The sequence below is a fragment of the Micromonospora sp. DT231 genome, from assembly GCF_049847025.1.
Classification (GTDB): Bacteria; Actinomycetota; Actinomycetes; order Mycobacteriales; family Micromonosporaceae; genus Micromonospora.
The window spans coordinates 521,559-540,969 of the sequence record NZ_JBNCNO010000004.1; the positions used below are offsets into that span (position 1 = coordinate 521,559).

Here is a 19,411-nt window from a genome sequence, read left to right on the forward strand (position 1 = left end):
GAACCATCAGGTGCGGCAGCGTGGCGTCTCACGCCGCTGCCGAGCGCAGCGAGGCGGTGGCGTGAGCGAGCGCAGCGAGCGAACCATGAGGCACAGCAGCGTGGCGTCTCACGCCGCTGCCGAGCGCAGCGAGGCGGCGGCGTGAGCATCACACCCCACGCGAGCGGCGCGGCCGACGAACGCACCGGGCTGCGCGTGGCGTTCGGCGGGGGTGTCTACCCGGCCGAGGAGATCGCCCGGGGCGCCGCGTACGAGCTGTTCAGCGCCGACGAGGTGGCCGGCTTCGAGTGGGCGCCCCGACCGGGCAGCGCGCTGCCGTGGCACCGGTTCGTGCACGTCAGCGAGGTGACCGCGGTGCACGGGGCCACGGAGCCGGCCGACGAGCCGGAGACGCCGCTGATGGTGCCGGCGCACCGCGAGCGGGGTTGGGCGTACCTGCACCAGCTCAGTCAGCAGCCGGCCGCCGCGGCGGACCCGACGCTGACGATGGCACGCGCGTCGGCGGTGGTCCGGCGGGGCACCCGGATGGTGAAGGTGCTCTCCGCCCAGCAGCTCGCCGGGTACGTACGAGGCTGGTTGCCGCACGGCTTCTGCTACCGCGAGCACGACGTGGCGCATCTGCGGACGCCGGCGACGACGACGGTGCTGCGTACCGACGGGGAGGTCAGCAGGGACGGTCCGGAGGTGGCGTACGCGTTGCGCTGGCGGGCGTCCGACCCGGGTGACTACGACGTGCCGGTGGGCGAGGCACACCGCGGCCTGACCGCGCTGGGATCCCGCGACCGGCTCGGCGCGCCGGTGCTGGGCACGGGCTTCGTGCCGAGCAACGGTCAGCTCATCCCGGAGTTCGTCACCCGCGACTTCGCCGACCTGCCGATGCCGGCGAACGCCGCCCTGATCGCCTACCCGCCGGAGGGGGTGGAGGTGGTGCTCTACACCTACCAGGCCGAGCAGCGCGCGTGGCTGCGGATGGTGGGCCCGCAGTGGCGACACCTGCTGGCCGCGGTGCCCGGCCTCTCCCCGGACCAGGAGTACGTGCCGAACGCCGACGCGCCGCGCTCCACCCAGCTTGTCGGCTGGTACGGCGACACCGAGTACGAGGCGGTGGCCGACCTGCCCGGCGGGTTCCGGGTGCTGGCGATGACCCGGGCGGCCCGTTACCCGGTGAGCGCGGTGGCCCGCCGGGTCCGGTTCGCCCAGTGGCGCGGCGTGCCGTGCCTGGTGCTGCGGGAGGAGGCCGGTTGGTTGCGGGTGCGGCTGCGCTACCCGAACCCGGACGCGGTGGTCGCGACCGGCGCGCAGTGCCACGAACGGGGGGTCTACGAGGCGTGGGCGCCGGGTGCCGAGGTGACCGACGACCAGGTGATGGACGCCCGGTACGCGATGTGACGGTCCCGGGCGGCGGGATGCCCCGCCGCCCGGGGTGTCGAGCGGTTCAGTCGGCCAGCCGGGCCAGCTCCTCGTCGACGATCGACGGGTCGAGCTTGCGGAACACCGGCTTCGGCGTGGCCAGCGGCCGGCCCGCCTCGATCGACACCGACTCCCAGCGCGCGCCGACCGTGTAGTCCCCGGTCAGCACCGGGTACGCCGGACCGCCGTCCAGGTCGTCGACCTGCTCGATGACCGGCATCGGCGCGTGCACGCCGGTGCCACCGAGCAGCTCGTGCACCTGCTGCGCGGAGTGCGGCAGGAACGGGGTGAGCAGCGTGTTGGCGTCGCTGATCACCTGGAGGGCGACGTGCAGGATGGTGCCCATCCGGGGCTTGTCCGCCTCGGCCTTGAGCTTCCAGGGCGCCTGCTCGGAGAGGTACTTGTTGGCCTCGGCGACCACCTTCATGGCCTCGCCGATGGCCTGCTTCTGCCGGTGCCGGCCGATCAGGTCGCCGACTCCCGCGAAGCCGGCGCGGGCCACCGCGAGCAGCGCCTCGTCGGCCTCGGTGAGCCCGGCCGGGTCGACCGGCGGGATCGCCCCGAAGTTCTTCGCCGCCATCGACACGCACCTGTTGACCAGGTTGCCCCAGCCGGCGACCAGCTCGTCGTTGTTGCGGCGGAGGAACTCGGCCCAGGTGAAGTCGGTGTCGTTGCTCTCCGGGCCGGCGGCGGCGATGAAGTAGCGCAGCGCGTCGGCGTCGTAGCGCTCCAGGAAGTCGCGAACGTAGATGACCACCTTGCGGGACGAGGAGAACTTGCGCCCCTCCATGGTCAGGTATTCGCTGGAGACCACCTCGGTGGGCAGGTTGAGCCGGCCCAACTCGCCCGGCTCACCGTCGCGGGAGCCCTCGCCGGAGTATCCGGAGAGCAGCGCCGGCCAGATCACCGAGTGGAAGACGATGTTGTCCTTGCCCATGAAGTAGTAGGAGCGGGAGTCCTTGCCCTCCCCGTCGGTCGACCACCACTTACGCCACGCCTGCGGGTCGCCGGAGCGGCGGGCCCACTCGATGGAGGCGGACAGGTAGCCGATCACCGCGTCGAACCAGACGTAGATCCGCTTGTCGGACCGGTCCCGCCAGCCGTCCAGCGGGATCGGCACGCCCCACTCCAGGTCCCGGGTGATCGCCCGGGGCTGGAGGTCGTCGAGCAGGTTGCGGGAGAAGCGCAGCACGTTGGGCCGCCACCCGTCCCGGGTGTCCAGCCACTGCCGCAGCACCTCGGCCAGGGCCGGCAGGTCCAGGAAGAAGTGCTCGGTCTCGACGAACTTCGGGGTCTCCCCGTTGATCCGCGACTTCGGGTCGATCAGGTCGATCGGGTCGAGCTGGTTGCCGCAGTTGTCACACTGGTCGCCGCGCGCGCTGTCGTACCCGCAGATCGGGCAGGTGCCCTCGATGTAGCGGTCGGGCAGGGTGCGCCCGGTGGACGGCGAGATCGCGCCCATGGTGGTCTTCGGCACGATGTAGCCGTTGCGGTACATCCCCTCGAACAGCTCCTGCACCACCGCGTAGTGATTGCGGGTGGTGGTGCGGGTGAACAGGTCGTAGGAGAGGCCGAGGCCGTGCAGGTCCTCGACGATCACCCTGTTGTACCGGTCGGCCAGCTCGCGCGGGGTCACCCCGTCGGCGTCGGCCTGCACCTGGATCGGGGTGCCGTGCTCGTCGGTGCCGGAGACCATGAGCACGTCGTGGCCGGCCATCCGCATGTACCGGGCGAAGACGTCGGAGGGAACGCCGAAACCGGAGACGTGGCCGATGTGGCGGGGGCCGTTGGCGTACGGCCAGGCCACTGCCGCGAGAACGTGACTCATGAGCAGCAAGCCTAGTGACCCGGCCGGGGCGACCGCGAACCAATAGGGGGTGCCGGGCCGGCGGACCGGACCGACCACCCGCCCAATGGTCCGATTTGTCGCCGACACGCGGCTCAACTGCCCGATCCGCCCTCCCGAGCGGTGTGCAATGAACCTCGTGACTGGCAGACGAGCGGCACGGGACCGCGAGGACCGTCCCACCGGCCCGACGGTCGGCGGCGATCCCGACCCGGCCGCGCCCCGCGAAGCCGGGGTCGCGCCCCAGCCTCGGCCGGTGCCGGGCCTCGACCCGGGTTTCGCGGCGCGACCGAGCCCGGCCCCACGACCGGGCCCTGCCGCCGACCGGCCGGCGGACCAGCGGCCCGCGCCGTCCGGACGGGCGGTCGCGCCGAGGCGCGACGACCCCGCGAGTCTCGCCGCCGCACCGGCCCGGCCCACCCCCGTCCGTCCGACCCCGGCGGCGCCCGCGCCCAGCCCGGCCCGACCCGGCCCGCCGGTCCCGCCGGTCGGCGCGGAGGCCGTCGAGGTGGAGCCGACGACCGGGGCGCCGGTGGACGCGGTGCCGAGTCGGGTGCCCGTCCGGCAGCAGAGCGGCAGGCAGCGGGGCCACCCGCCCGGCGGTGACCGACCGGACGACGACGGCGCCTTCTGGGCGCCGATCGAGGAGGTGCACTGGGACGGCACCCCGGTCCGGGAGGACCCGTCGCCGGAGCGCGACCGCGGCTCACGATCGGCGGGCCGCCGCGTTCCGAGCCGTGCCGTCCCACCTCCCGATCCCCTGCCCGGGCTCGCCGCGCTTGTGGCGCTGGCCCTGGTCACGGCCTTCTTCGCCTGGGTCAGCGCCGGCCCGTTCTGGCTGGCGGTCGGGCACGCGCGGGCGGGCACCGTGGTGATCGCCGAGTGCACCGGCAGCGGGCTCACCCAGCGGTGCCGAGGGATCTTCACGGCGCAGGACGGGCGGTTCGTCGCGCACGGGGTACGGGTCAGCGGCGTGCCCGCCGGCGCGGACGCGACCGGCACACCGCTACCGGCGCGGATGACCGGCCCCGACGGCGGCACCGCGTACGCGGACACCGGGGTGGTCCAGCACCTGCGCTGGCTGCCCGGCCTGCTTGTGGTGCTGGGCTGCGTCGCCGGCATCGTGCGGTGGACCGGGTCGGCCCGGCTGCCCGGCCGCCGGCACCGCCGCTGGGCCGTGGCGGTCGCCGTCACCGGCCCGGTGCTGATCACCGTCGGCTTCCTGGCCGCCGCCTGGTGAACCCGCCGTCCGGTGCGCCGCAGCGCGGCTTCGGTCAGCTGTGCACGATCGTGTAGACGTCCCGGCGGCGCAGCGCGTACTCGGTGGCGACGTCGGTGATGGCGTCGCGGCGGGACCGGCCGCCGGCCTCCCGCTCGGCGACCGCCGCGCGCAGGGTGTCGTCGTCGGGGCGCTCCGGAGCGGTCACCGGCGCCCCGGCCACCACCAGGGTGATCTCGCCGCGCGGGTCGCCCTCGGCGGCCCACCGGGCCAACTCGCCGAGGGGACGCCGGAGCACCTCCTCGTAGGTCTTGGTGAGCTCGCGGCAGAGCGCGGCCGGACGATCCGCGCCGAACGTGTCGGCCAGGTCGGTGAGCGCCGCGCCGATCCGGTGCGGGGCCTCGAAGAAGACGAGCGTGCGCTCCTCGGCGGCGAGGGCGCGCAGCCGGGATCGGCGGGCGCCGGGGGTGCGGGGCAGGAAGCCCTCGAAGCAGAACCTGTCGCAGGGCAGCCCGGACACCGCCAGCGCGGTGGTGACGGCGCTCGGTCCGGGAGCGACGGTGACCGGCGCCCCGACGTCCAACGCGGCCCGGACCAGCCGGTAGCCGGGGTCGGAGACGCTCGGCATCCCTCCGTCGGTGACCAGGGCCACCACGTACCCGCCGAGGATCACCTCGACCAGCTCGGGCGTACGCCGCTCCTCGTTGCCCTCGAAGTAGGAGACGATGCGACCGCCGACGGTGATGTCGAGATCGCGGGCCAGCCGGGTGAGCCGGCGAGTGTCCTCGGCCGCGACGACGTCGGCGGTGCTCAGCACCTCCCGGAGTCGGGCCGAGGCGTCGGCGGGGTTGCCGAGCGGGGCACCGAGCAGGATCAGGCGCCCAGCTTCGGACATTTCACCCACGAATTCGTCTCCTTCATCGACAGCGAGTACCGGTATCGGGGACGACGGGCGCCACCGAGCACCTTGGCAGCCTACGATCGCCGGGTGACGAGTGCGTCGACTGCGCAGAGCCCGAGCGCCGATCCTGCCAAGATGGTCGAGGTGACGGGCGAGCCCAGCCCCCACCAGGAGCCGACGGCGCCGCCCGCCGGTGCGGGCGGTGCGCCCGCCCAGGTCCGACGACGGTTCGCCACCGTCGACAGCCAACTGGACCGGTTCTCCTGGGCGGCCACGGCTGTGGTCGTGGCCATCGCGGCGATCCTGCGCTTCGTCGGGCTCTCCGACATCAAGGGCAAGATCTTCGACGAGACGTACTACGCCAAGGACGGCTACGGGCTGATCAGCCGCGGCGTCGAATGGAACTACAAGGACAACGGCCCGTCGTACGTCGTGCACCCGCCGCTGGGCAAGTGGCTGATCGGCCTCGGCGAGTGGGCGTTCGGCTATCAGGACGCCGACTCGAAGGTCTCGGTCCCCGGGCACCTGATGACCACCGCGCCGGAGTTCGGCTGGCGGTTCTCGGCGGCCGTGATCGGCACGCTGTCGGTGTTGCTGCTGGTGCGCATCGGTCGGCGGATGTTCCACTCGACGGTGCTCGGCTGCGCCGCCGGCCTGCTGCTCGCCCTGGACGGCTTCCACCTGGTGCTGTCCCGGGCGGCCCTGCTCGACATCTTCCTGCTCTTCTTCGTGCTGGCCGCGTTCGGCGCGTTGGTGCTCGATCGGGACGCCCGCCGTCGCCGCTGGGCGCGGGCCCTGGACGACGGGCTCGACCCGAGTCAGCCGGGTCGGGCCGGCCGACCGCCGACCGGTTGGCGCACCTGGCCGTGGTGGCGGCTGGCCGCCGGGGTGCTGATCGGCTGCGCCTGCGCGGTGAAGTGGAGCGCACTGTATTTCGTCCCGGCCTTCGCGCTGCTCGTCGTCCTCTGGGAGGTCGGCGTCCGCCGCTCGGCGGGGGCCCGCCGGCCCTGGCGGGACGCCCTGCTCGACGAGCTGCCCTGGCTGCTGCTGGCCGGCGTGCTCATGATCGGCACCTATCTCGCCACCTGGTCGGGTTGGCTGATCACCGATGACGGCTACTACCGGCTCGCGTCCGCCTACCCGGCCGCCCACCTCAGTGACCGCCCGGTGATCGGCCCGCTGATCAACCTCTTCGAGTACCACAAGGCGGCGTACGGCTTCCACGCCCAGCTCGACGACGCGCACAAGTACCAGTCGTGGCCGTGGCAGTGGCTGCTGCTCGGCCGCCCGGTGGCGTTCCACTGGGCCGGCGACGGCACCAACTGGGCCTCGGAGATCCTGCTGCTGGGCACCCCGTTGCTCTGGTGGTCGTTCCTGCCGGCCCTGGCGGCGCTGGCCTGGCTGGGCGTGGCCCGTCGCGACTGGCGGGCCGGCGCGATCCTGCTCACCGTGGCCGCCGGGCTGCTGCCGTGGTTCTGGTTCGCCCTCGACGGCCGGACGATGTTCTCGTTCTACGCCGCGCCGGCGCTGCCCTTCCTCGTGCTGGCCGTGGTGTACGTGCTCGGCGCGCTGATCGCCCCCGCCGGGAGTGAGGTGGGCACGGTGGCGCCGTTGGTGCCCGGCGACCCGAGTTACGAGCGTCGGTTCGTGGGCGGCATCGCGGCCGGGGCGTACGTGCTGCTGGTGGCGCTCTGCTTCGCGTACTTCTACCCGATCTTCGTCGGCAAGAGCATCGCGTATTCGGACTGGTTGTCCCGAATGTGGCTCGACGGCCGGTGGATATAAGCACCGACAGGCGACGCGCCGCACAGCGCGACGGAGAAGGGCCCGCACGCCGAAGCGTGCGGGCCCTTCTGACATAGACGCGCGCCCCGATCGCCTGCCACGGGGGAAGCGGGCGATTGGGGCGCGCATGAAGAGCTTAACCACCGTGCACCACCGGCACAACGGGTCAACTTAAGTCAGATTTCCGACCGATGGCGGCCGAACCGATGCTTGCCATCGAGCAGTTGACCGAGGGTGACCTGGCGTGGACCCAGCGCACGAAGGCGGCCGACCAGCGGTGCTCGTCGACTCGGCCGGGAACGGCAGGCCGGAAACCCGCACCAACCCCAGTGATCATCCAAAGTGGATCTCACTACACTGCGGACCGTGATCAACTTCAAACGATCGGCGGCTGTCCTTCTCGGACTGTTGGCGACCACCGCGCTGGCCGGGCCGGTCCCGGCGCAGGCCGACGAGGAGCAGGTGCCCGAGCCTCCCCGGGTCGAGCTCGTGCTCGACGTCAGCGGCTCGATGCGCGCCGCCGACATCGACGGACGCAGCCGGATCTCGGTCGCCCAGCAGGCCTTCAACGAGGTGGTGGACGCCCTGCCGGAGGACACCCAGCTCGGCATCCGGGTGCTCGGCGCGACCTACCACGGCAAGGACAAGAAGGTCGGCTGCCAGGATACCCAGCAGATCGTCCCGGTCGGTCCGGTGGACCGCTCCGCGGCCAAGGCCGCGGTGGCGACGCTGCGACCGACCGGGTTCACACCTGTCGGCCTCGCACTGCGCTCGGCCGCACAGGACCTGGGCACCGGGGCCACCACCCGACGGATCGTGCTGATCACCGACGGGGAGGACACCTGCGCCCCGCCGGACCCGTGCGAGGTGGCCCGCGAGGTGGCCGCCCAGGGCACCAGCCTGGTCGTCGACACCCTCGGCCTGGCCCCCGACGAGAAGGTACGCCGGCAACTGCTCTGCATCGCCAGCGCGACCGGGGGCACCTACACCGCCGCCCAGAGCGCCGAGGAGCTGACCGGCCGGATCAAGCAGCTCGTCGAGCGGGCCGGCGCCACCAACACCCGGGCGCCGACGGTCGTCGGCGGCGCGAACGCCTGCGCCTCGGCGCCACTGCTCGCCCCCGGCGTCTACGCCGACCGGGAGGCGTTCTCCGAGCACCGCTACTACCGGGTGCCGGTACGCCCCGGGCAGGAGCTGCGGGCGTCGGTGAGCATGGCGCTGGACCGGGCGGTCAACCGGGACTACGGGGTGCTGCTGCGGGCCACCGCGGCGGACGGCCGGGAACTGGTCCGGGGCGCGGACGCCGGCAGCGGGCGAGCCGACGTGCTCTCCGCCGGGCTGCGCTGGTCCGCCACCGCCGACGACGAGGACGCACCGAGAGCCGAGGAGAGCGCCAACCCGGTCGTCGAGCCCACCACCGTCTGCCTGGTGGTGAGCAACTCGTTCGCCCCGCGACCCGGCACCGCGGCGACTCCGGGCATGCCCGTGGAGTTGACCATCGACGTGGTCGCCGCCGCGCCCACGCCCAACGGACCGGACCTCGGCCGGGGCTGGGTCCTGCTCGCCCTGCTCACCATCGCCGGGTTGCTCACCGGGCTGCTCGTCGGCCTACTCAGCCGCTGGTGGGTCGCCACCTGGAGGGAGAACTGATGCGTACCCCACTGTCGCGTTCGCTGGCGGCGCTGCTCGCCGCCGGCGGGGCCGCGCTGCTCCCGGCCGCGGCCGTCGCCGCGCCGAGCCCCTCCCCCGGAGCCACGCCGGTGAACCGGGCCGGCACGTCGTTCCTCAGCGCCACCCCGATCGCCGCCGGACAACCGGTGCGGGTGGACGCCTCGATCGGCGACCACCTCTACTGGTCGTTCCCGGCTACCGCCGGTCAGGTGCAGGAGATCAGCGCCACCGTCACCTTCCCGAAGGGGCGCAGCGGAGCATCCACCTGGACGGTCGACGTCTTCGACGGGCTGCGTCGGCGTCAGGCGTGCACGGCGGGGGCGCAGACCCCGACCGTGGACGCCGCGGCGACGAACGTGGCGCTCGGCTGCACGCTGCGCGAGGTACGGCCGTGGGCCGAGCCCTGGTCGGCCGACCCGCTGCCCGGCACGTACGTCGTCCGGCTCTCGGTGATCGACCTGCCGGAGCCGGATCTGGGCGCGCCGATCGACGTGGACCTGCTGGTCGGCACGATCGCCGATCGGGGCGCCTCGGCCGACGACGGCGAGTTGGCCGCACCGCTGGTGCCGAACACCAAGGCGGGCACGGTGCTCACCGCCGTACCCCCGGACGAGCCGGCTGCCGACGACGAGAGCGACCCGCTCGCGGACTGGTTGCCGGACCTCGGCTCGCGTTGGGTCTGGACCGGCATCGGCGGCGTGCTCGCCGCGGTGGCCGGCGTGCTGGGTTTCACGATGACCCGGCGGCCCCGGCGCCGCTGAACGACGGCCGGCCCCGCTGGTGGCCCCGCCCGACGGTGGGGCCACCAGCGGTTCAGCCGCGTCGAGGGCCGCGGGGCAGCCAGCCGATGAAACGGTCCTGGAGAGACATCACCGGGGCGGTACGCAGATCCTCCGTGGCGGCGGCGAGGCAGGAACCCAGATAGACGCTGAGCATTGCCCGGTCGCTGCCGTACTCGGCCAACAACCGGCTGCGTTTCGTCGCACAGGGCCACTCGTCACCGCACGACACGCAGCTCCAGCAGGGGGTCTTCGGGGCGTGATCATCGGCTCGCACCCCCGACCGTTCGGCACTGTCGGTCATCGCACGTCCTTCCAGATGTCCACGGGTCTGGCCAGCAGCGGTGCCCGGCCAGGGTTCGATGGTGGTCCCCCCGGAGCCATCAGAGAGGGCGATGCGCGGCCCTCCGGTGTTACATCCTTGCGGTACCTTCTCCGGTTGTGGGAGTCGGAAATTTGACTGTTGACCCGATGCGTCATTCCTACCGGCGGGTAAGCCAGCGCGATGCGTGACCTGTTGCCGGCGACGGTCGCGGTCGCCGTCGCCGGGCCGGACGACTGGGTCGGCGAGCTGCTCGCCGCCGAGCGGGCGTGCCTCAGCGAACGGGCCGTACCGACCCGTCGGAGGGACTTCACCGCCGGGCGGGTCTGCGCCCGCCGGGCACTGACCGGGCTTGGCCTGCCACCCACCGCCGTGCCGGCCGCCGCCGACCGCGCGCCGATCTGGCCGGCGGGGGTGGTCGGCAGCATCACGCACACCGACGGCTACTGCGCCGCAGCGGCGGCGCACGCCACCGACATCCGGTCCGTCGGCATGGACGCCGAGCAGCACCGCGAGATCAGCCCGGGAGTACGCCGACTCGTGCTGCTGCCCGAGGAGGAGGCCGACGTGGCGCGGCTGCCCGGCGACATCCTCTGGCCGATCGTGCTGTTCAGTGCCAAGGAGACCGTCTACAAGGTCTGGCATCCGGTCGTCGGGAACTGGTTGGATTTCCACGACGCCCGGCTCGACATCGATCCGGACGCGGGCAGGTTCACGGCCCGGATCGCGCCGGCCCGCGTGGACGAGGCCGAGGTCGACGACCCGCCGGCCTCGATAAGCGGACGTTTCGTGGTCGCCGACGGGTTGGTCCGCACCGCCGCCGTGCTGCCCCTCCGCTGACCTGCGAAGTCACCCACCGCGACGGGTGGGTCGACAGTCCATGGTGGCGCACCGCCGGGCCGTCTCCGTCCAGGCTGGCCGGAGGGACGCACCGTCGGCGCCGGTCGGCACGGTCCGGCGCGACGGCCGGGCCGTCGGCCACGCACGGTAGCGTCGATGGAGTTCTCGAACCGCACGTACCGAGGCGTCAAGGAGTACGGTGACCCACCCCCAGCCCTCCGTCGGGCCGCACCATCGCCAGCAGCCGAACGCGGCGCCCACCCATCCGTTCGCGGCGACACCGCAGCCACCGTTCTCCGGCGCCGCGTACCCGACAGCTGGCGGCGCGTTCCCGGTGACGGGCATGCCGGGTTATCCGCTCGTCCCACCCGCGACCGAGCGGACGAACGCCGCCAAGACGACGGCCGTGGTCGTCGCGGTCAGCGCGGCGGTGCTCACCCTGCTCTGCTGCGCGGGCGGCATCGTGGCGGTCGTCATCGGCACCAACCGGCCCGACCACACAAGCGCCAACGCGATCGGAGCCACCGGCTCCTGGACCTCGTAACGCCCCCACCGCCGCACGCGAAGCGGGCGAGCATCCCATTCGGATGCTCGCCCGCCTCAGTGACGATCAGGTGCCGTTGCCGGCCGGGTCAGCAGCCCGTCCAGCGCACCGGGGTGAGTCGCTCCCCGTTGCGGAATCCGACGATGGTGCCGGTGTCGGAGATGGAGCGCGCGCCGATGCCCACCCCGTCGCCGCCTCCCGGCAGCTCCCGGGAGGTGGTACCGCGCCCGACCCGGTCGCCGCCCACGACGACGCCCTTGGCGTTGACGTCATCCAACAACGGCAACTGCTGGTCGAGCGTCGTGTACGAGCCGTCCCGGAGGTTCCACCGCACCGCGACCCAGGGGCTGTCCGGCAGGTCGACGTGGCCGATCGCCCAGTGACCCGTCGCCGCGTTGACCTGGGCCGTCTGGGCGCCGGGGACCGTGAGTGCGTCGTACCGGCCGTTCGGCCGGCGGACCCAACCGGTCCAGTACCCGAATTCGCCGGCGGTGACGACGATGGTCCCGTTGTCGGTGATTCCGGTCGGCTGGGCATTGGCCGGGGCGTCGAGCACCTCGACCGTGCCCGGCCGCGCCGCCGGCCAGCGCACCGCGAAGTACTCCCCGGTGTCGGTGTCACTACCGAGGCCGACGATGTCGCCGGCCTTGTTGATGGCGGTGACGAAGAGGCCGTAGGCGGACGGCACCAGTGGCAGTTGCTCGATCCTGCCGTCGCGGTACCGCCACGGCTGGCCGCTGTTGCCCCAGCCGTTGCCGATCACGACGCCGTCCGCGTTGACGTCGACGGGGGTCGCCATGCTCGGCGCCTCGACCTCGGTGAGCCGATTCCGGTCCCAGAACAGCAGCAGGTACTGGTTGCCGCTCTCCGTCTTGCGCAGCCCGTCGCCGGCGATGTAGCGGCCGGACGGGTCGATGACGTACGCGTCGGCCCGGTAGGTGTCGGTCGGGTACGGCAGTGTGCTGATCGTGCAGGTGTCGAGGGCGGTGCCCCTGGGCGCGGCGGTCGCCGGTGCGGAGACAGCGACGCCGAGAGCGGTGGTCAGCAGGCCGGCGGCGGTGATGCCGGCCAGCGTGCGTCGAGCGGTGTGAGTCATCTTCACTCCCCGTGTGAGCCCGGCTGATCCCGGGCGCCGATTACTACTTGAGTCACCCTCGAGCGGGTCGCCCGGTTGCGGCGTGCCGGAGAAAAGACAACCAAAAAAATCCGGCTGGCCTACGGTGCCCAGGTCACGTGGCCTCTCGCCGGATTCGGGTCGTACGCCACGACTGGTGGCGGACACTCCTCTTTGTACGGCTTGTCGCACCGGCCGACTGTGACAATCGGGGCCGGCCCCGGCCTCGACCTGTCCGACATCGGGCGGGGCTGCGACGATGCGACCGGCATCAGCCCGTTCGGCAGGGGTCTGGCCGAGGCCATCACCCGGGCCATCGGCTACGACACCCCGCACGACGAGTACGTCTTCGTGACCGACACCTCGACCGTCAGGCTCACCCGCTCCTGACCCGTCCGGCCTGGCGGCCGGGCACGACCCGGCCGCCAGGCGCTACGGTTGCCGGGTCCGCGACGGAAGCACGACGAAAGATGTCACCGATGGCTGCCAACCTCGTGCGCGCCGTGCCTCGTCCGGCGGTCACCACGGTGCACCAGTCACCGTCCTCGCTGGACTATTACCTGGTCCTGCCTCGACCCGACGACCCCGACACGACAAGCGCGGTCGCGGGGCTCGTCGTCGAGGAGTTCACCCGGGAACGCGACCACGTCAGCACGGGTCTGGACAGCGCGGGCTGGACGCCGGCCGCCGGCTGGTGGAGTTCCGCGGCCCTCAGCCGAAGCATCCGCACCGACCCGGACATGGTGGCCCGGGTGCTCCCCACCTCTCGCGCCGAGGCCGAGGGGCACTACCGTGCCCTCGGTGGCGGGCAACTGCCCGACGAGACGGTGCTGCGCTCGTACTTCCTCGTCCACCAGCCGATCGCGACCGCCGCGCCGCTGCGGCTCGGCCCCGCACAGCCGCCGGACGGCTGGCACGAGCGGCGCGTCTACCGCGTCCTCTTCGCCAAGGACCTCCACCCGGACCAGGTGACGAGCCTCCGGGCGAGCTGGCGCACGCCTGTCGACGGCACGAGCGCGTCAGCCGCGAGCGGTCACCTGGAGAAGGGCGGCGACCGGTTCGGCTGGGAGCTACGGCGGGTCGGCCACACCCGCGCCTGGGCCCTCGACGTGACAGTCCTGCTGGGCGCCGCCGCCGACGACGCGGTGGGTCCGGCCCTGTCCGACCTGACGACGGTCCTGCGACGGCACGGTCTGCTACCCGTGACGACCGAGCGGTTCAGTTAGCTGTCGGCCGCCGCGTCGTACCGCCACAGTTGCGGCACCGCCCGGACGATGCCTGCCACGGACAGGATGGTCAGCACCCCTCCCACCGAAATCGCCAGGCGCGGTCCCCACGCCGCACCCGTCACACCGTGCAGGAGGTTGCCGACCTGTGGGCCGCCCATCGTGACGACGATCATCGAGCCCTCGATCCTGCCGCGCAGCGTGTCGTCGGTACTCGCCTGGCTGATGGCCCGCCGAAACATGCTGAGCACGAAGTTCACGCCACCGCCCACCAGCAGCGCCGCGACGGCGACCCAAAGCCCGGGCGCGAGCCCCAGCAGGACGACTGTCACGCCCCAGGCGACAGCCGCGGACACCATCAGCACGCCGTGCCGCCGCGCACGGGTGAACACGCCCGACACCATCCCGACCGCGAACACACCTGCCGGGTAGCTGGCGTACAGCACACCGAGCGCGAACCCACCCCCGGCCGGGCCGCCGAACTCGCGCTGGGCAAGCTCCGGGTAGAGCGCCCACGGTGCCCCGAACACCATCGCCGCCAGGTCCACCCCGATCAGCCCGACCAGCAGCGGCCGGGAGAAGAGATACCGGAAGCCGTCCAGCAGTTGGCCGACCGTCGAACGACGTGGCACGGCGCTCGCGGCAGGCGTTGGTGCCGGTGATCGCGGCGGGAGCCGGGGCAGCCGGAACACCGACCACAGGACGACCACCAGCGCCAGCGCGTCCAACAGGTACAACGCACCGAGTCCCAGCACCGGGATCAGCACCCCGGCCAGCAGCGGGCCCACGATCGACCCGGTATACCGGACCAGCGAGCTCAATCCGTTCGCGGCGGCCAGCAGATCGGCCGGCACCACGCGCGGCACCGCCGCCCCCATCGTCACCATGACCGCTCCGTAGCTGAGGCCCTGGCAGGCGACAAGTCCCATCAACACCGGCACCGATCGCAGGTCCAGCGCCGCCTGCGCCCACAGCCCCGCGTACGTCAGAGCCAGGCACCCGTGTGCGACGAGGAGCAGCCGACGCCGGTCCGTGACGTCGGCGAGGGCGCCACACCACAACGCCGAGACCACGAGCGCGGCCAGCGACACCGCCGCCGAGACGCCAACGGACGTGGACGAGCCGGTCAACGTGAACAGTTGCGTGGGGATGGCGAGCACACCGAACGAACCACCCACCGCGGCGATCAACGACGCGACCCACAGCCGCCGGTACGCGGGGATGCCCAGCGGCCGCCGGTCCACCAGATACGCGCCTGGTCGGCGTCCCCCGGCGCTGTCGGTTGCCGCCGTCGTCGTCGGCGCTCCCATGCCCCTGACCTCCGGTCGGCTCACGCCGGCTGTGCCCGGCACCGACGATGCTGGGGCTTACCCCAGGGGCAAGGTCCAGCGCGACAGGGGCCTGCCGCGTGCCGGTGGCCGAAACGGACAAACAGCGAAGGGCGAGCTCTCGATCATCCGAGAACCCGCCCTGACCTGCTGTTTCGTGGTGGAGCTGAGGGGATTTGAACCCCTGACCCCCTCGATGCGAACGAGGTGCGCTACCAGTCTGCGCCACAGCCCCCCGCCGGCGAACCGGCTTCGGTCCCACCCGGCTTACACCGGGCGGGCCGGCAGCAAGGCTAACAGGTCGCCGGCCCGTACCGCGAATCCGCCCCCGGTACGGCGCTCCACCGGGCCCGGAGATCCACTCGGCTTCCGGGAAACCGGGGCATCCGGGACGCCGCGACACCCCACCTTCCGGCAAACCGAGTCGATCAAGCCGCCGGCCGGCACGGGACGCCGAGGGTCAGGCGCCTCGGCCGGCCTCGTAGGGGCGGCCGCGTAGCCCGCCCGCCCGTCGGTACGAGACCGAGCCCCCGTTGACCGCCGCTGGGAGGTCTCCGGGGCGGTCCAGGCCCATGGCGGCTCGGCGTACCCCCTCGCGCTGGGCGGCCAGGCGGCGCTGCGCCTCCCGACGGGCCGCGGCGCGACGGGCCTGTTCGCGGCGCACCTCGGCCTGTCGGGCGGCCAGCCAGGCGGCCTCCCGGGCTCGGGCGCGGCGGCGACGGCGTCCCGCGAGGGCCCGACCGCGCAGGTGGACGACGTACACGGCCAGGAGCAGGAAGGTGACCGCGAACCCGATCCAGAAGCCGGGGCTGGCGAACAGCACGCCGATCAGCTCGACGACGTTGAGCAGCAGTAGGGCGGCGAGCACCCGGCGACGCCGGTACACGGCCGGGGTGTGCTGACGACGGGACGGCGGGCGGCGGCGGGACCGCTTCGGTGCGGGTGGCACGGCGCGCAGGCGACCGGAGCGACGGCCGGCCGGAGGCGCGGAAACCGGCGCGGTCAACGTTCCGGTAGTCGCATCCTCGCTGAGCGTGACGACGAGTGAGCGCGGCGGGTGGACCGGACGCCGTCCCGGGACAGTACGGCGTCGCCGGCGGCGCTGGAGCACCCGCGCCGTCGACTGCGCCCGCTCCGCCACCAGCCGCTCGGTGGCGTCGTACCGGCGAACCAACGCCGGGGCCAGGGCGAGCAGGCCGGCGGCGGCGAGGACGGCGAGGAGCACCGAGGTCGGCACCCTCACCCCTCCCGTCACCGAATTCGGAGCAACCGCCACCCCACCGCAGGATCTTCCACCGATCGCGCCTAGGTGCGTGGATCGTCCGGCCGGAGAGCGCTCGCCGCAACTTGCAGTTACTTGAGGTTACGGCGCGCCGACCAGGAAGCCGTCGCGCCGCGCCGATCCCGTCCGTGGGACAGCCTCTCAGCGTGCGGAGGCGCGTACCCGGTGCCAGCGGGCCAGCAGACCGCCCTCGGCGGCGATCTCCTCACTCGTCAGCGCGTATCCGATGTGGTCACGCCACGCGCCGTCGATGTGCATGTAGCGCACGTGGTACGACTCCTCGCGGAAACCCAACTTCTCCACCACCCGCCGCGACGGCCGATTCTCCGGACGGATGTTGACCTCCACCCGGTGCAGCCCACCCGGGCCGAACGCGTGGTCCACGGCGAGCGCGAGCGCCGTCGGGATCACGCCCTGGCCGGCGACCCGGGCGTCCACCCAGTAGCCGACATAGCCGGAGCAGAGCGCCCGTCGCACGATGCTGCCCACGTTGATGTGCCCGACCAGCCGGTCCCGGTCGGCCTCGCGCAGGCAGACCGCGAAGGGCATCCCGTCACCCTCGCGGGCCGAGCGCCGCTGGTCACGCAGCACCCAGCGGAACGCGGCAGGTGAGTTCAGTTCGTCCCAACCGCCGGGCAGCGACGACTCCCAGGGCGCCAACCAGGCCCGGTTGGCCCGCCGGATCTCCGACCACGGCGCCGCGTCGGAGCGCCGGTAGGGCCGCAACGACACCGGGCCGTCCGCCAGCTCCACCGGCCAGCCCGGTGCCCGCGGGGGTCCGAAGAGACTCACCCCTACAGTCTCCCGCGCGCGGCGGTGACGCGCGCAAGTGGACCCGCCAGGACCCGACAACCGTCCGGCCGGGACACCGTCACCGGCGGCGGTCCAGCAGCAGGACATCCACGGTGGACCCGGCCGCGGCCGTGTTGACCCGCTCACCGAGCACGAGCAGACCGTTCGCCTCGGCCAGCCCGGAGAGGGTGAACGGCCCACCGCTGAGCGGCTGCACCGTGTATCCGCCCCCGCGCCGCTCGGCGACGTGCGCCGGCCGGAACTCACGCAGCCCCGCCGGGGACGACACGGTCTCCAGCAGGTGCGCCCGCACGCTGGGGCGGAAAACCGGCTCGGCGCCGGCGAGCAGTTGGATGGCGGGACGGGCCAGCACCTCGAACCCGATCAACGCGGCACCCGGGTCGCCGGGCAGGCAGACCACCGGCACCTCCTCGGCGCCGACCGTGCCGAACCCGAGCGCGGTGCCGGGATAGAGCGCCACGTCGGTGAACGTGACCGGCCCGACCCGGCCACCCTCGCGGCGGGACAGGATCCGGCGCACCATGTCTCCGGGGCCGGTGCCGGTGCCCCCGGTGGTGATGATGAGGTCGGCGCGCAGGGTCTGGTCCTCCAGCAGCCCGCGCAGCCCCTCCGGGTCGTCGTCGCAGATCCCCACCCGGTACGCCAGTGCGCCCACCTCGGCCGCCGCCGCGGTCAGCGCGTGCGAGTTGGCGTCCACCACCTGCCCCGGCTGACTGCCCCGACCCACGTCGACAAGTTCGTCGCCGGTGGCCACGATGACCACCCGTGGGCTGGGCCGGACCACCACGTGCCCGATGCCGGTGGCGGCGAAGACCGCGACCAGGGCCGGGGAGACGTACGTGCCGGCGCGGGCGAGCAGGGTGCCGGCGGGCAGTTCCGCACCGGCGCGGCGGACCCCGTACCCCCGCTTGGGGGTGCGGAAGATCTCCACCGCGGCCATGCCCTGGTCGGTCCACTCGACCGGGACCACCACGTCGGCGGCGACCGGCAGCGGCGCCCCGGCGGCCACCGAGAAGCACGAGCCGGGGGTAAGTCGCACCGGCCGCCAGCTCGCCGCCCCCAGATCGCCGACGACGTTGAGCCGGATGGTCCGCCCGCCGGGTGTGCCGGAGGGGGCCGGGACGTAACTCGGGCCCCGGCCCCCTCCGGAAATGTCCTCCCAGCGGGCCGCGTAACCGTCCACGGCAGCCTGGTCGAAGGCCGGGAAGGCGTGCGGCGCGACGACGTCCTCGGCGAGGACGTTGCCGTGCGCCTGGGTGAGGTCGAGGTCGAGTGGCGGCAGCGCGCGCAACCTGCGCAGCACGCTGCCCAGGTAGTCGGCGAGCGGCGTCAACTCGTTCGCGGCCGCCTCGGCGTCGGCCGTCGCGGTCATGTACCAGATCCGCCTGCCGCGTCGGCCTTGACGAAGTCGGCCAGCCAGGAGCGGAACTCGGCGCCCAGATCCTCGCGCTCGGCGGCGATCTGCACCACCGTCTGGAGGTAGCCCAGCGGCATGCCGGTGTCGTAACGGGTGCCGCGGTAGACGATCGCGTGCACCGGAGTGCCCTCGGTGCGCAGCAGCTCCATCGCGTCGGTCAGCTGGATCTCGCCGCCACTGCCCGGCTTGGTCCGCCGGATCGCGTCGAAGATCTTGCCCGGCAGCACGTACCGGCCGAGCACCGCGAGGTTGCTCGGGGCGTCCTCGGGCTGCGGCTTCTCCACCATCCCGGTCACCCTGACGACCTCACCGATGTCGGTCAGCTCCGTCTCGGCCGGTTCGACGGAGGCGATGCCGTACCGCTTGGTCTCGGACGGGTCGACCTCGAAGAAGGCGAGCACCACACCGCCGGTGCGGGCCTGCAGCTCCAGCATCGCCGGCAGCAGCGGCTCCGACGGCTTGACGAACTCGTCGCCGAGCAGCACCGCGAAGGGCTGGTCGCCGACGTGCGACTCGGCGTACCCGATGGCGTGGCCGAGCCCGAGCTGCTCGGGCTGCCGCACGGTGTAGATCTCGGCCAGCTCGCTGGGCCGCCGTACGGCGGCCAACCGCTCGGCGTCGCCCTTCTCCTCCAACCTGGTCTCCAGGTCCGGGCGACGGTCGAAGTGGTCCACCATCGATGTCTTACCCCGACCGGTGATCAGCAACACGTCACCGATGCCGGCCTGGGTGGCCTCTTCGACGATGTACTGCAGAACCGGCCGGTCCACCACCGGCAGCAACTCCTTGGGCACCGCCTTGGTGGCTGGCAGGAACCGGGTGGCCAGTCCGGCGGCCGGGATGACGGCCTTGACCGCCAGGGGACGGCCGGTTGCGGCGGCCGCCGATGAGGGGTTCGCTGAGTGCTCCGACAT

General features: G+C 72.9%; 18 protein-coding genes and 1 tRNA gene. 9 read left to right on the forward strand and 10 right to left on the reverse strand.

All coding sequences use genetic code 11. The features are described from left to right. The first annotated feature begins 141 nt into the window (after positions 1 to 141). Positions 142 to 1,389, forward strand: a complete 1,248-nt coding sequence (locus ACPXBU_RS13785) for a hypothetical protein (protein WP_425758292.1) — start codon at positions 142 to 144, stop codon at positions 1,387 to 1,389. Between the two features lie 46 nt (positions 1,390 to 1,435). On the opposite strand, the gene metG is transcribed toward ACPXBU_RS13785, so the two are convergent. Further along, positions 1,436 to 3,238 carry a methionine--tRNA ligase gene (gene metG / locus ACPXBU_RS13790; protein WP_393366179.1) on the reverse strand — a complete coding sequence of 601 codons (1,803 nt, stop codon included), beginning with the start codon at positions 3,236 to 3,238 and terminating at the stop codon, positions 1,436 to 1,438. A gap of 157 nt (positions 3,239 to 3,395) precedes the next feature. Between metG and ACPXBU_RS13795 the strand changes: the two genes are divergently transcribed. Next, complete coding sequence (locus tag ACPXBU_RS13795; protein WP_425758293.1) at positions 3,396 to 4,496, forward strand: hypothetical protein; 1,101 nt, start codon at positions 3,396 to 3,398, stop codon at positions 4,494 to 4,496. A gap of 34 nt (positions 4,497 to 4,530) precedes the next feature. On the opposite strand, the gene rsmI is transcribed toward ACPXBU_RS13795, so the two are convergent. After that, positions 4,531 to 5,370: a 16S rRNA (cytidine(1402)-2'-O)-methyltransferase gene (gene rsmI, locus ACPXBU_RS13800; RefSeq protein ID WP_393367077.1), complete on the reverse strand. Its 840-nt coding sequence runs from the start codon at positions 5,368 to 5,370 to the stop codon at positions 4,531 to 4,533. 141 nt (positions 5,371 to 5,511) lie between these two features. Between rsmI and ACPXBU_RS13805 the strand changes: the two genes are divergently transcribed. The 3 genes from ACPXBU_RS13805 to ACPXBU_RS13815 all read left to right on the forward strand — a co-directional run bounded on the left by ACPXBU_RS13805 (position 5,512) and on the right by ACPXBU_RS13815 (position 9,593). Next, the gene (locus ACPXBU_RS13805; RefSeq protein ID WP_425758294.1) at positions 5,512 to 7,161 is read left to right on the forward strand and encodes a dolichyl-phosphate-mannose--protein mannosyltransferase; all 1,650 of its coding nucleotides are present in this window, start codon (positions 5,512 to 5,514) and stop codon (positions 7,159 to 7,161) included. Between the two features lie 366 nt (positions 7,162 to 7,527). Continuing rightward, positions 7,528 to 8,811, forward strand: a complete 1,284-nt coding sequence (locus ACPXBU_RS13810) for a VWA domain-containing protein (protein WP_425758295.1) — start codon at positions 7,528 to 7,530, stop codon at positions 8,809 to 8,811. Continuing rightward, the gene (locus tag ACPXBU_RS13815) at positions 8,811 to 9,593 is read left to right on the forward strand and encodes a peptidase (protein WP_393366171.1); all 783 of its coding nucleotides are present in this window, start codon (positions 8,811 to 8,813) and stop codon (positions 9,591 to 9,593) included. The genes ACPXBU_RS13810 and ACPXBU_RS13815 overlap by 1 nt, the downstream gene beginning before the upstream one ends. Before the next feature lie 52 nt (positions 9,594 to 9,645). Here ACPXBU_RS13815 and ACPXBU_RS13820 read toward each other — a convergent pair whose 3' ends face one another. Next, the gene (locus tag ACPXBU_RS13820; protein ID WP_393366169.1) at positions 9,646 to 9,915 is read right to left on the reverse strand and encodes a hypothetical protein; all 270 of its coding nucleotides are present in this window, start codon (positions 9,913 to 9,915) and stop codon (positions 9,646 to 9,648) included. Positions 9,916 to 10,116: 201 nt separating this feature from the next. Between ACPXBU_RS13820 and ACPXBU_RS13825 the strand changes: the two genes are divergently transcribed. Together ACPXBU_RS13825 and ACPXBU_RS13830 are read left to right on the forward strand one after the other, a co-directional pair. After that, positions 10,117 to 10,773 carry a 4'-phosphopantetheinyl transferase family protein gene (locus ACPXBU_RS13825; RefSeq protein WP_425758296.1) on the forward strand — a complete coding sequence of 219 codons (657 nt, stop codon included), beginning with the start codon at positions 10,117 to 10,119 and terminating at the stop codon, positions 10,771 to 10,773. 199 nt (positions 10,774 to 10,972) lie between these two features. Then, entirely contained in the window at positions 10,973 to 11,317 is a 345-nt protein-coding gene (locus tag ACPXBU_RS13830; RefSeq protein WP_393366165.1) for a hypothetical protein, read from the forward strand. A gap of 88 nt (positions 11,318 to 11,405) precedes the next feature. Here the strand turns inward: ACPXBU_RS13830 and ACPXBU_RS13835 are convergent, their stop codons facing one another. Then, the gene (locus ACPXBU_RS13835) at positions 11,406 to 12,413 is read right to left on the reverse strand and encodes a hypothetical protein (protein WP_425758297.1); all 1,008 of its coding nucleotides are present in this window, start codon (positions 12,411 to 12,413) and stop codon (positions 11,406 to 11,408) included. Positions 12,414 to 12,632: 219 nt separating this feature from the next. Between ACPXBU_RS13835 and ACPXBU_RS13840 the strand changes: the two genes are divergently transcribed. Next, positions 12,633 to 12,821 carry a hypothetical protein gene (locus tag ACPXBU_RS13840; RefSeq protein ID WP_425758298.1) on the forward strand — a complete coding sequence of 63 codons (189 nt, stop codon included), beginning with the start codon at positions 12,633 to 12,635 and terminating at the stop codon, positions 12,819 to 12,821. 89 nt (positions 12,822 to 12,910) lie between these two features. Then, positions 12,911 to 13,657: a hypothetical protein gene (locus ACPXBU_RS13845; protein ID WP_425758299.1), complete on the forward strand. Its 747-nt coding sequence runs from the start codon at positions 12,911 to 12,913 to the stop codon at positions 13,655 to 13,657. Here the strand turns inward: ACPXBU_RS13845 and ACPXBU_RS13850 are convergent. The 6 genes from ACPXBU_RS13850 to ACPXBU_RS13875 form a co-directional block, all read right to left on the reverse strand. Further along, positions 13,654 to 14,967: an MFS transporter gene (locus tag ACPXBU_RS13850; protein WP_393366157.1), complete on the reverse strand. Its 1,314-nt coding sequence runs from the start codon at positions 14,965 to 14,967 to the stop codon at positions 13,654 to 13,656. The two genes, ACPXBU_RS13845 and ACPXBU_RS13850, sit on opposite strands and share 4 nt — an antisense overlap. Before the next feature lie 176 nt (positions 14,968 to 15,143). After that, positions 15,144 to 15,220: transfer RNA gene (locus tag ACPXBU_RS13855), tRNA-Ala, on the reverse strand. A 225-nt stretch (positions 15,221 to 15,445) separates the two neighbouring features. After that, complete coding sequence (locus ACPXBU_RS13860; RefSeq protein ID WP_393366155.1) at positions 15,446 to 16,228, reverse strand: divisome protein SepX/GlpR; 783 nt, start codon at positions 16,226 to 16,228, stop codon at positions 15,446 to 15,448. Between the two features lie 180 nt (positions 16,229 to 16,408). Next, positions 16,409 to 17,059 carry a GNAT family N-acetyltransferase gene (locus ACPXBU_RS13865; protein ID WP_425758300.1) on the reverse strand — a complete coding sequence of 217 codons (651 nt, stop codon included), beginning with the start codon at positions 17,057 to 17,059 and terminating at the stop codon, positions 16,409 to 16,411. Positions 17,060 to 17,138: 79 nt separating this feature from the next. Next, entirely contained in the window at positions 17,139 to 18,452 is a 1,314-nt protein-coding gene (gene glp / locus ACPXBU_RS13870) for a molybdopterin molybdotransferase MoeA (RefSeq protein WP_393366151.1), read from the reverse strand. Beyond that, a complete protein-coding gene (locus ACPXBU_RS13875; RefSeq protein WP_393366149.1) occupies positions 18,449 to 19,411 on the reverse strand; it encodes a UTP--glucose-1-phosphate uridylyltransferase in 963 nt (320 codons plus the stop codon). Before ACPXBU_RS13875 ends, glp begins: the two co-directional genes overlap by 4 nt.

Bases quoted from the DNA above. Each gene is read 5' to 3' on its own strand.
- metG (WP_393366179.1), bottom strand. From the start codon at position 3,238: ATGAGTCACGTTCTCGCGGCAGTGGCCTGGCCGTACGCCAACGGCCCC.
- rsmI (WP_393367077.1), bottom strand. From the start codon at position 5,370: ATGTCCGAAGCTGGGCGCCTGATCCTGCTCGGTGCCCCGCTCGGCAAC.
- ACPXBU_RS13805 (WP_425758294.1), top strand. From the start codon at position 5,512: ATGGTCGAGGTGACGGGCGAGCCCAGCCCCCACCAGGAGCCGACGGCG.
- ACPXBU_RS13815 (WP_393366171.1), top strand. From the start codon at position 8,811: ATGCGTACCCCACTGTCGCGTTCGCTGGCGGCGCTGCTCGCCGCCGGC.
- ACPXBU_RS13820 (WP_393366169.1), bottom strand. From the start codon at position 9,915: ATGACCGACAGTGCCGAACGGTCGGGGGTGCGAGCCGATGATCACGCC.
- ACPXBU_RS13825 (WP_425758296.1), top strand. From the start codon at position 10,117: ATGCGTGACCTGTTGCCGGCGACGGTCGCGGTCGCCGTCGCCGGGCCG.
- ACPXBU_RS13835 (WP_425758297.1), bottom strand. From the start codon at position 12,413: ATGACTCACACCGCTCGACGCACGCTGGCCGGCATCACCGCCGCCGGC.
- ACPXBU_RS13845 (WP_425758299.1), top strand. From the start codon at position 12,911: ATGGCTGCCAACCTCGTGCGCGCCGTGCCTCGTCCGGCGGTCACCACG.
- ACPXBU_RS13850 (WP_393366157.1), bottom strand. From the start codon at position 14,967: ATGGGAGCGCCGACGACGACGGCGGCAACCGACAGCGCCGGGGGACGC.
- glp (WP_393366151.1), bottom strand. From the start codon at position 18,452: ATGACCGCGACGGCCGACGCCGAGGCGGCCGCGAACGAGTTGACGCCG.
- ACPXBU_RS13875 (WP_393366149.1), bottom strand. From the start codon at position 19,411: ATGTCGGAGCACTCAGCGAACCCCTCATCGGCGGCCGCCGCAACCGGC.